Annotated in this window: 10 protein-coding genes; 3 read left to right on the plus strand and 7 right to left on the minus strand. The window is 37.8% G+C overall.

Annotated features, from left to right (window positions below; genetic code table 11):
* Position 1: 1 nt before the first annotated feature.
* Together SJY45_RS19100 and SJY45_RS19105 are read right to left on the minus strand one after the other, a co-directional pair.
* Positions 2-1,399, minus strand: a complete 1,398-nt coding sequence (locus SJY45_RS19100) for a hypothetical protein (protein WP_400072777.1) — start codon at positions 1,397-1,399, stop codon at positions 2-4.
* A gap of 18 nt (positions 1,400-1,417) precedes the next feature.
* Positions 1,418-3,832 carry a carboxypeptidase-like regulatory domain-containing protein gene (locus SJY45_RS19105; RefSeq protein ID WP_400072779.1) on the minus strand — a complete coding sequence of 805 codons (2,415 nt, stop codon included), beginning with the start codon at positions 3,830-3,832 and terminating at the stop codon, positions 1,418-1,420.
* Between the two features lie 127 nt (positions 3,833-3,959).
* On the opposite strand from SJY45_RS19105, the gene SJY45_RS19110 reads away from it, so the two are divergent.
* Together SJY45_RS19110 and SJY45_RS19115 are read left to right on the plus strand one after the other, a co-directional pair.
* A complete protein-coding gene (locus tag SJY45_RS19110; RefSeq protein WP_215441871.1) occupies positions 3,960-4,949 on the plus strand; it encodes an AraC family transcriptional regulator in 990 nt (329 codons plus the stop codon).
* Positions 4,950-5,213: 264 nt separating this feature from the next.
* On the plus strand, positions 5,214-5,654 hold the full coding sequence (locus SJY45_RS19115; protein ID WP_215441872.1) for a hypothetical protein: 441 nt from the start codon (positions 5,214-5,216) through the stop codon (positions 5,652-5,654).
* Between the two features lie 57 nt (positions 5,655-5,711).
* On the opposite strand, the gene SJY45_RS19120 is transcribed toward SJY45_RS19115, so the two are convergent.
* Entirely contained in the window at positions 5,712-6,515 is an 804-nt protein-coding gene (locus SJY45_RS19120; RefSeq protein WP_215441873.1) for an HAD family hydrolase, read from the minus strand.
* Positions 6,516-6,608: 93 nt separating this feature from the next.
* Between SJY45_RS19120 and SJY45_RS19125 the strand changes: the two genes are divergently transcribed.
* On the plus strand, positions 6,609-7,031 hold the full coding sequence (locus SJY45_RS19125; RefSeq protein WP_215441874.1) for a secondary thiamine-phosphate synthase enzyme YjbQ: 423 nt from the start codon (positions 6,609-6,611) through the stop codon (positions 7,029-7,031).
* Positions 7,032-7,086: 55 nt separating this feature from the next.
* Here the strand turns inward: SJY45_RS19125 and rplT are convergent, their stop codons facing one another.
* The 4 genes from rplT to thrS form a co-directional block, all read right to left on the minus strand.
* Positions 7,087-7,431: a 50S ribosomal protein L20 gene (rplT, locus tag SJY45_RS19130; RefSeq protein ID WP_215441875.1), complete on the minus strand. Its 345-nt coding sequence runs from the start codon at positions 7,429-7,431 to the stop codon at positions 7,087-7,089.
* 89 nt (positions 7,432-7,520) lie between these two features.
* Positions 7,521-7,718: a 50S ribosomal protein L35 gene (gene rpmI / locus SJY45_RS19135; protein WP_038239114.1), complete on the minus strand. Its 198-nt coding sequence runs from the start codon at positions 7,716-7,718 to the stop codon at positions 7,521-7,523.
* 102 nt (positions 7,719-7,820) lie between these two features.
* On the minus strand, positions 7,821-8,369 hold the full coding sequence (infC, locus tag SJY45_RS19140) for a translation initiation factor IF-3 (protein WP_289041480.1): 549 nt from the start codon (positions 8,367-8,369) through the stop codon (positions 7,821-7,823).
* Between the two features lie 38 nt (positions 8,370-8,407).
* Complete coding sequence (gene thrS / locus SJY45_RS19145; RefSeq protein ID WP_215441876.1) at positions 8,408-10,348, minus strand: threonine--tRNA ligase; 1,941 nt, start codon at positions 10,346-10,348, stop codon at positions 8,408-8,410.
* Positions 10,349-10,698 lie beyond the last annotated feature (350 nt).

The raw sequence follows: 10,698 nt of genomic DNA on the forward strand, positions 1-10,698 counted from the left end.
TTTACCAAGCGCCGATAAAATGGCTTCCTTCCACATTAATTAGCTCGGCACCTTTGGTTACAGTTCCTGTTTCGGTATCTATAACATAAATATTTCCGTTTTTACCAACGGGTGCTTGAGTAAGGTAAATTTCGTTTCCGTCTACGGCATACCCTTGGTACTGGAATAATTCAAAATCTACCTCGTAAGGAATATCGGTTATTTTGGTTGCTGTTTTTGCATTCAAGTCAACTAGGGCAAAAAAGCTTTCTCCTCTCCCCGAAATACCTTCTGCGGAACCATCATGACGGTAGGCTAAAACTGCTTTTCCGTTTGGTGCTGGTCTCCAGGCCAATACATAAGCACCATCAACACCCAAGGCATCATCTAAATTAAAATCATACGAATCGTCATACAAATTGTCAGCTCCAATTTTTAAAATATGAGAACCTTCAGGATCACTCTGGTTAGCTTGGTATACGCTTCCGTCATACAAAAATGCGTTGATGCTACGGTAACCGTTGGTATTACCGTGTCCTACGCTAGAAGTAATTAGCGTTGGGTTCAATAAAGAAGGATAGTCCAATACAATAGTTTTGGAACCAAGAATCTCATAATCACCACTATCACTTTCTAAAGTAGTCGGGTCTATCTTGCTTAAGCGCGCACCAATGTATAATTTGTCTCCAGCGGCATTAAGTGTTGGCATATCTATTCTAGAGATGTAGTAGCCTGCTGCAGATTCTTCTTCGCTTAACGTAATAACATGCTCTTCAAAGTTGTTGATTTGAGAATCCACTAAGTCTAAAGTAACAACGCCAACAGTAGAATTTGTGTGCAGATAGGTGTCATCGGTTACATCATCAGGGGTGTCATTGTCATCAACTTGGTGCTCTGTAGAGACGTAAACGGCAGCACCGGTTTTGTCCCCATCAAACAATTTGATCCATCTAGGAGCAGTACCAACATAAGGGGCTATACTTATTTCAGACCCGGTTGGATTGAAAGTTCCACCACCTTCTACGGTATATTTACTGTAATTTCCTCCGGTATCTCCGGCATAACTAATATTGAAAACGGTATTGCCGTCTTCAGAAGCTTGTAGTCTTGCCGTTCTGTTAGATGGTGCTACAAAACCATTGTTAAAAGGATCTATTTGAACCGTAGGGTCCTTAGCATCTTTACTGGTTACGGAATAAATTAAGGTTCCCCCGTTTCCGTCACCAGGGGTATCACCCATTTTGGCTCCGGCAATGGTTATCCATCTACCGTCTTCTTCGGTTTCCGTTTCTGTTTCGGTCTCAGTTTCTGAGTCGGTATCGGGTGTAACAGTACCATCATCGCTACTACAAGCGGTCATTAAACCAGCTAGAAGCCATACGGAAGCCAATGTTTTAAAGTTTAAAAAAGTTGTTTTCATGTTAGTTCTATTAAGTGATTAAAGATTATTGATTATGCAGTTCAATTTTAAATAAAAGCCTCGTCCTGGTTTTTGTACGGATAGGTTATCATAAATGGCCTGGTCAAAAATATTCTTGACATCAAAACTCATTACAAAATTCTTTTTGGGAAATGTATAGCTCAATCCAAAGTCATGAGATATCTGTTCAGGAATAAAGAATTCCTCTTCTCCTGTAGTATTAGTACCTGCTGCGAATTTGAATGCAAATTCATCTGTATAGTAGGTGTTATAAAATAGGTTTAAGAGTGATTTTGATTGTATAAAATCCTTGATAGTATACCGTAATCCGGCATTCATGGTAAACAAGGGAACGTTGGGAACATTTGTTTCAACTCCCGAATTTACCGTGGTTAAGCTCATGCGGGTTATGTTAAAATTGAAGCCAAGATTATTGTCATACGTATAAAAGAATTCGGCTTCAATTCCTTTGGATTCCGCAGTGTTCTCTAGATTGGTGTATTGAACAAACTCATCACTTTCCCTTAGTCCGTCTGCATTGGCCGGTAACCCTATTCTGTTTTCAATATTTCTAGCAAAGAAGTTAGAGGTCAATGTAAAACCGTGTTTGTCAAAATTGAATTTCCCAAGCCTAAAACCAATGTTAAGATTATTACTGGTTTCCGGTTGAATGGTTAAGTTGGGGAGCAAATTGTCTCCTGCATCCCCAAAAACCTCATTTTCACTCGGTAGACGAATGGCTTTTTCGGCCGAGGTTAATAGTGTAAGGGTTGGAAAAACAATATATGAAGCCGCAAAACCGTATCCGGTATAGTCATTATCGCTTTGGTAAACTTCATTTATTACTTCTGTATTATCTTCATTAAATACGGGCCTAGTGTTCAGTACTTTTTGCATATACTGTTTTCCAAAAGCATTGATTTTAAACTTATTGTCAAACGCTTTAAGTTCGTAGCTTAACGAAATAATATTCTTGTATAGGTCACTAGTTTCTTGAAAGGTGTTTTCTAATAACGATACCATTTCATCGCTGTCTTCACGGTCTACACCGCTATAAACATGGTTTAGTAAGACTTTATGGTTGTCATTTATAGCATACGAAAGACCTGAACGGATAGAAGAAACATTTCGGGTTATCTTGGCTAGTGTTGGCCCATTTTCACTTTGTGAACCCCAGGTATATTCGTGTGGTTCTCCATCAAAACCAATTAATCTGGTTCCTGCCCATGTATAAGCTTGCGCCACCGTATCATTAATTATACGATTACGTTTGCCGTACACACCAGTAACGTTTACGTCTAAGCCTTTAGTGAACAAATCTTTCTTTTGATAGGTTAGATTGCCCAGTACGGCATCCGACTCTAAAAAACGACCTTTATAAGGTGATATGGTAACGAAAGTACCGTGCTGTACTTCATTGTATTCATCAGAAGCGGTAACGCCCACTAAAAATTGATCGGCCCAATTAACATTGGTAAACCCTATTTGGGCCATGCCTCCCGTAGACCGGTAAGCGTCATTGAACCTTCTGGCTACAATTGGTGTTTGAACTCCATTGGGAGCTATATCTACAATAGTCCTGCCCCAGATTTTGTAATCGTTGTCCGAGTAGTTGTGAAAGGCTGATGCTTTTACGGTGAATCCTGATGTATCATGTCTATAGGCTCCGTTCAGATTGGTTTGCAGGGTGTTGAAAGATCCGTATGAAACAGATGCATTTAAATTGTTCTTACCTCCTTCATGGAGTACAATATTAATGGCCCCACCAACGGCGTCACTGGATAAGTGTCCTGGTACTACGCCTTTGTAAACTTCAATGTTTTTGATCATAGAAGGCGGAATGCTGTTCAAGCTAAAGGAAGAACCATATATAGAAATAGGAATACCATCTATAAAAATGCTGACCGATCTTCCGGACAAACCGTTTAAACTGTATTGTACATTAGACCCCAAACCACCGTTCTGTCTAATTTTTACGCCCACTGTAGTGTTCAGTAGTTCATTAGTTTGAATACTTCTAAGCCCAGCTTCTTTGGTCTCAATTGAATTTACCGAGAAACCCTTAGTCTCAAGGGCTGTTTTCTCTGTTTTTCCGCTTACGGTTACCTCGTCTAGATTTTCCACATTTTCCCGTAGAGAGAAATCAAGGCGTATGCTATTTGTGTTTTCATTGACTTCAATAGTCCGTGACCGCGTGCCGTACCCGATAAAGGAAATTATTATCCTGTGGTTTCCACTGGGGACTTTTTCAATAGTATACGCCCCGTTATCATCTGTAAGAACACCCAGTTTTAGTTCTTCTAAAACAACACTAGCAAAGGATAAAGGTTTTCCGGAAGCATCGGTAACAATACCGGCTATTGTTGCGGAAGGTTCTTGGCCCAAGACGGACAAGGAAATTAGAAATAGGAAAGCCGTAGCTAGGTTCTTCATAATTAGTTTAAAAAAAAATCAATTGTTTTTATTAAGATTTAGTCTAAATAAATAACTTTGCAAAACTAATCTAGGATTTCAGGTAGCACTAACGCAAAAAGAAGTTTTAGTTACGAATTAGGAATAAATGAGAATAGGTCTTTTTCCGTCTGCAAATTATAGTGCCAAAAATGGTATTGATCCCATGAAACAGATGGGTGATACTCATGTGATATCTGATGAACTTGCTTTAGGAAAAGGGGTTGCAGGAAGCCAACAAGTATTGTGTTTAGATGGCGCTTCCATACTATTGCGGAAGTTAAGTTTAAATAGTATTTCTAAGGTAGAATATGAAAATAATCATTTCTGTTTTGGAGTTCATTTTTTGCTTGAAGGCAATTATAGCTTTGTTAGTACGGAAAGTAAATCTAGACTTAACATTACTTCTGGCAGCTATAACCTTGTGCAGTGGCCAAAGACCAATGGAGTCGAAAAGCTTAAGGGAAGGGAATATACTTCTATAGAAGTTTTCTTTACTCAGGAGTTTCTTGAAGATTTATTAGGAACTGAGTACAATTCGGCTTTTATAAAATTTGCTGATGCCTTCGTGGATAAACCTAAATATCTGTGGAATGAAATGAAACCAATACCAGGTAGGTTAAGGTTGTTGCTACTGGATATTTTACATTGTTCATATACCGGAATCGCCAGAACCAATTTTATAGAATCTCAAATACGATGTTTGCTGATAGAGGTCTTTTTGGGAAAAGAGAATGGTATGGAGCAGATAGCAGGGGAGACAACGCTATCTACTTTGGATAAGGAGGCCATAGATGAAGTGGTTTCATATATCAAACAGAATCTTAAGCGGAAATTAACCATTAAGGAACTGTCCGAGGTAGCTGGATTTAATACTACCAAACTAAAAAGTTGTTTCAAGAAGGTGCATCAAACCACAATCTTTAAGTTCATTACACAGCTTCGCATGGAAAAGGCAAGACTTTTGGTGTTAGAAGAAAATTACACTGTTGCTCAAGCATCTTATGAAGTAGGGTATTCCAACCCACAACATTTTACCGTAGCCTTCAAGAAGACTATGGGCTATTTGCCTAGTCTTTTGCTTACCAATTTGTCTTAGGTTTTTTATCGCCAATATATAATTCCAATCATATCGTTATTCATCCCATTAGATTTGATTAGATACGCTTTCTAATGGTATATTGATTTCGGTTTTCAATTGGGAAAAATTTTAAGAGTTATGGCGCTTTTAAAGAGACTCTTGGTAAAAGATGTAAAAATTGTGTGACTTTTTAGAGAACATTGGTGTCTTAAATATTGAAGGAAGAGGTGATATTTTACTATTCCCATAATCAGTACTATTTAAATTAAAACGATAAAAACTATGATCGATCAATTGAAAAGCTTGGCTTTTGATAAATTAAAAGATGCGATGGCATCCAACTCTTTAGGTGAAGGTGAAACTACAGCTGCAGCGGAACAAGGTTCTGCCGCTTTGGTGAATAGTTTGATGGAAAATATATCGACCGGGGATTTGGGTTCCATTACCAGTTTGTTTTCTAATGATGGTAATGCTTCTGAAGACAATGGTGTTTTTAAACTTATTGTAGGTAAACTTGCTGGAATTTTACAAGGACAGGGTATGGACGCTTCAGCGGCACAATCTGAAGCGAGTAATATAGCACCGGACTTAATAAATAGTCTAAAAGAAAAATTTATGTCAAACGATGCTGCTGATAGTAGCTTTGACCTAGGAAGCATTGGAAGCCTTCTTGGAGGAGGCGAAGCTGGAGACCTTCTTAGTAAGGCTAAAGGCTTGTTTTAGTAAGATTGTATTTGAGTTGGTAATTAAAAAGGTTGCTCTTTACAGGAGCAACCTTTTTTATATATGTGAATCAATTAGTTTTTGTAATACTGTTTCTACACCAAATTCGTCATTGTTCAAAGTTTCAAATTTTGCTGCTTTTTTTACATTGGGATGTGCGTTTTCCATGGCAAAACTGAAATCCGAAAGAGCTAACATTTCAAGATCGTTATTGTAATCGCCAAAGACCATGGTTTCTGCCGGGGTAATGTTAAACCGTTCCTGCATTTTTTGAAGAGCGTAACCTTTATGGGCATTTGGGCTGGATATGTCTACCCAATTTTCTCCGGATACCTTAACTTTTAAAGACCCTTCTAGATGGGATACGGATGGATAAATGTACTTTTCCGAACTTTCAAAGTGGTAGATGGCAATCTTGAGTATTTCGCCATCAAAATCCTTTAGGTCGTCAACAACATTATAATCGGTGTAATACTCGCGTAACTTGGCTTCAAATTCCTTGGAGTCACTCTTTATGTAAGCATTGTGTTTACCGCAAAGTACAGGGTGAATGTTGTCTACGGTGTCCAATATCTTAAGAACTGAATTTTTTGCATCATTGGGCAATGGTGTAGCAAGTAGTTCGGTAGTCTTTTGCATGGCAAATGCACCGTTCTCTGCAATTACAATAATGTCGTCCTTAATGGGTTCTAATTTATCAACTATACTATGATACTGTCTGCCACTGGCAGCTATAAAAATGATGCCTCTTTCTTTCATTTGTTCAAAGAGCTCAAAAAAGCGACTGCTCACTTCGTGATTGGAGTTTAATAGCGTGCCGTCCATATCCGTGACGACCATTTTTATATTTGATAGATCCATGTGTATTTTTTTAGAAGATGCAAAGGTATCTGTTCATAATTTAATTAGGGTTCGTATTTAGAAAGTTTTACATTTATTTGATATATAAAATGTATGAAATTCTATCAAAAAGAAATTAAACTAAAAGCTTATAATCGTGGTTTTCATTTAGTAACCGAAGCTATTTTAAGCTCGTTTCCAGAGCTTAATACTATAAAGAAAGGAATGTTTCAGGTTTTTATTAAGCACACATCTGCTAGTTTGACCATTAATGAGAACGCTGACCCCACGGTGCGATTGGATTTTGAAAGCCATATGAATAAAATGGTGCCGGAAAATGCTCCCTACTATATACATACATACGAAGGTCCGGACGATATGCCCGCGCATATAAAATCATCCTTAATGGGAGCATCCGTACAGATTCCAATAACAGGGGGAAGGTTGAACTTGGGGATATGGCAAGGTATATATTTGTGTGAGCATAGAAATTATGCCTCCGGAAGAAACTTGGTAATTACCGCATTTGGGGAATAAAAAAAGCCGGTACACAAATGCACCGGCTTTCTTATAAGTGAGATATATTCTTAATTTATTTAACCTTGTCTACGATTGCTTTAAAAGCTTCTGGATGATTCATCGCTAAATCTGCAAGAACTTTTCTGTTCAATTCAATTTCACTAGCTTTTAATTTCCCCATAAACTGAGAATAAGACAATCCGTGTAAACGGGCACCTGCGTTAATACGTGTAATCCAAAGAGCACGAAAAGTTCTCTTCTTGTTTCTTCTATCGCGGTAAGCATATAACATTGCTTTCTCTACCGCATTTTTGGCTACTGTCCAAACGTTTTTACGTCTTCCAAAGTAACCTTTGGCTTGCTTCATCACCTTTTTTCTTCTGGCTCTGGAAGCAACTGCATTTACTGATCTTGGCATAATTTTAAATTTTTGTAGTAGGCGATGCTTTCTTTTGCACACTTTTTGAGCCTAACTCCATGGTTAATACTGTTTTACCGTAAAGAATATTACTTTAAACGTAATTGTTCTTTAATACTGTTAACGTCATTGGCGTGAACCAATGTGTCATGCGTTAACTTAAGCTTTCGCTTTTTTGATTTTTTAGTCAAGATATGACTCTTAAAAGCGTGCTTTCTTTTAATTTTACCAGTACCGGTAAGCTTAAAACGCTTCTTGGCACTCGATTTTGTTTTCTGTTTAGGCATTTTTCCTATTTATATGAATCTCACTTATTTATGCTGAAACCGCCCGTAAATAACGGACAGATATCAGTATCTTTTGTAGTAACTTAGAAAAACTAGGTTACTTTATTTTTTAGTTTTAGGGGCAATGAACATGGTCATTCGCTTACCTTCTAATCTTGGTAATTGTTCTACTTTTCCCCACTCTTCCAAATCTTGGGCAAGTTTTAAAAGTAGAATCTCACCTTTGTCTTTATAAACTATAGAGCGTCCTTTAAAAAACACGTAAGCCTTTAATTTGGCTCCGTCTTGCAAAAACTTTTCTGCATGTTTCTTTTTAAAGTCATAATCATGGTCATCAGTATTTGGACCAAAACGGATCTCTTTTACGATAACCTTTGTGGCCTTGGCCTTCATGACTTTTTCGCGCTTCTTTTGTTCGTAAAGAAACTTCTTGTAATCTATAATCTTACATACCGGAGGCTCGGCATTTGGTGATATTTCCACCAAGTCCAAACCCATTTCTTCCGATTTATCTAGAGCTACCCTTATAGGGTATACACCTACTTCAACGTTGTCACCTACCAACCTTACCTTAGGTGCTAGTATTTTTTCATTGATTTTGTGAGGGTTTTTGTTTTCCCTCCTAGGTTGGGGCCTAAATCTCTTTCGTATTGCTATGACTAATTCTTTTTAGTTAAACTTTAAATTTTTTAAAACGACTTTAAGGTACTATTTATTTCTTTAGTTACCAAGTCTGAAAACTGTTCAAGGGAAATAGAGCCTAAATCCTCACCACCATGTCTACGTACAGATATGGTATTTGACGCTTCCTCGTTTTCCCCAACGATCAGCATAAAAGGAATTTTATTCATTTCTGCTTCACGTATTTTCTTGCCTACCGTCTCATTTCTAGCATCAACAAGGGCGCGAATTTCGTCATTTTCTAAGGATTTTAAAACTTTTTCCGCATATTTTTCATGTTTCTCGCTCACGGGCAGCACAATAGCTTGCTCTGGGATAAGCCATAAAGGAAAATTACCGCCTGTATGTTCCAGTAACAGGGCTATGAAACGTTCCATGCTACCAAATGGGGCACGGTGTATCATAACCGGTCTGTGCAACTCGTTATCACTACCTTTATAGGTAAGGTCAAAACGTTCAGGTAAATTGTAGTCTACCTGAATGGTTCCTAACTGCCATTGTCTGCCAAGGGCATCTTTAACCATAAAGTCTAATTTAGGGCCATAAAATGCAGCTTCACCTTGTTCAATTATAAAGTCAAGACCCTTTTCTTTCGCAGCGTTAATAATGGCATTTTCTGCTTTCTCCCAGTTTTCTACAGTACCAATATACTTCTCCGGAGTGCTCAAATCCCTAACTGATACTTGTGCCGTAAAGTTTTCAAATCCTAATGAACCTAAAACATATAAAGATAGGTCAATAACATTTTTGAATTCTTGATCCAATTGGTCCGGAGTACAAAAAATGTGTGCATCATCCTGTGTGAAGCCTCTTACTCTTGTAAGACCATGAAGTTCACCGCTTTGTTCATATCTGTAAACTGTTCCAAATTCTGCATAACGTTTTGGTAATTCTCGATAACTGTAAGGGCGTACATTGTAAATCTCACAATGATGTGGGCAGTTCATTGGTTTCAACAGAAATTCTTCATCTTCCTTTGGTGTGTGAATAGGCTGAAAACTGTCTGCGCCATATTTTTCGTAATGCCCGGAAGTAACATAAAGTTCTTTTTGTCCTATATGCGGCGAAACCACCATTTCGTATCCTGCCTTTTTTTGAGCTTTCTTTAGAAAATTTTCAAGACGTTCTCTAAGTGCTGCGCCTTTAGGAAGCCATAATGGTAGTCCTTGACCAACTTTCTGAGAAAAAGCAAACAGTTCAAGTTCTTTGCCTAGTTTTCTATGGTCGCGTTGCTTAGCCTCTTCAATTAAAGCAAGATACTCGGTAAGTTCTTTTTGTTTAGGGAAAGAAATACCGTAAACCCGGGTTAATTGAGGGTTCTTTTCGTCACCTCTCCAGTAGGCGCCGGCAACGTTCAGTATTTTTATGGCTTTAACAATACCGGTGTTAGGTATGTGCCCACCTCTACATAAATCCGTAAAAGTGTCATGATCACAAAAAGTAATGGTTCCGTCCTCAAGATTTTCTATAAGCTCAACCTTATATTCGTTTCCTTGACTCTTATATAGTGATAGAGCTTCGGCTTTTGATATAGGGCGCATTTTAAAGTCATGCTTACCGCGGGCAATTTCCAAAGCTTTCTTTTCTATAGCGGGAAAATCTTTTTCGGAAATAGAATGCGCTCCAAAATCAACATCATAATAGAACCCGTTTTCAATAGCGGGCCCAATAGTTAATTTTATGCCAGGGTATAATTCTTCTAGAGCCTGTGCTACAATATGTGAAGAAGAATGCCAAAAAGCTTTTTTACCTTCTTTGTCGTTCCAAGTATAAAGAACAAGTGCCCCGTCTTCGGTAAGAGGGGTGACAGTTTCTACCACCGTATCGTTAAATTTTGCCGAAATAACGTTTCGTGCAAGACCTTCACTAATACTTTTGGCAATGTCCAATGGAGTGCTTCCATTTGCAAACTCTTTAATACTTCCGTCAGGTAATGTAATTTTTATCATGCCCATTTTTTGTAATAAGGGTGCAAAGATAGTATACGCGTACAAGGCACACAATATATAGGGTTAAGTTTATTGGTTGAATGTTGTGGGTGTTTTGTAATCTTTTTTGGAAATCTAGTGTGTATGTCAACTATTACTGTTTGTGGTCATAGTTTTTTCGTTAGAAGGGAATGTAAAGTTGAGGTTAGGAAAAAAATATTCTAAAATTTGGAAGGAAACTATAGTTTGGGTCTTGTGGGAATGAATAAAAAGTTCTAATTTTAAGGCCCTTCTTTTTTGGTGGAATTGTAATTTGCTGAAGTGTAGGAGGTTGTGTAAAATCCAAAACTTTATTCAAAAAATTCTTTGAG

The organism is Zobellia russellii (assembly GCF_044597075.1).
Classification (GTDB): Bacteria; Bacteroidota; Bacteroidia; order Flavobacteriales; family Flavobacteriaceae; genus Zobellia; species Zobellia russellii.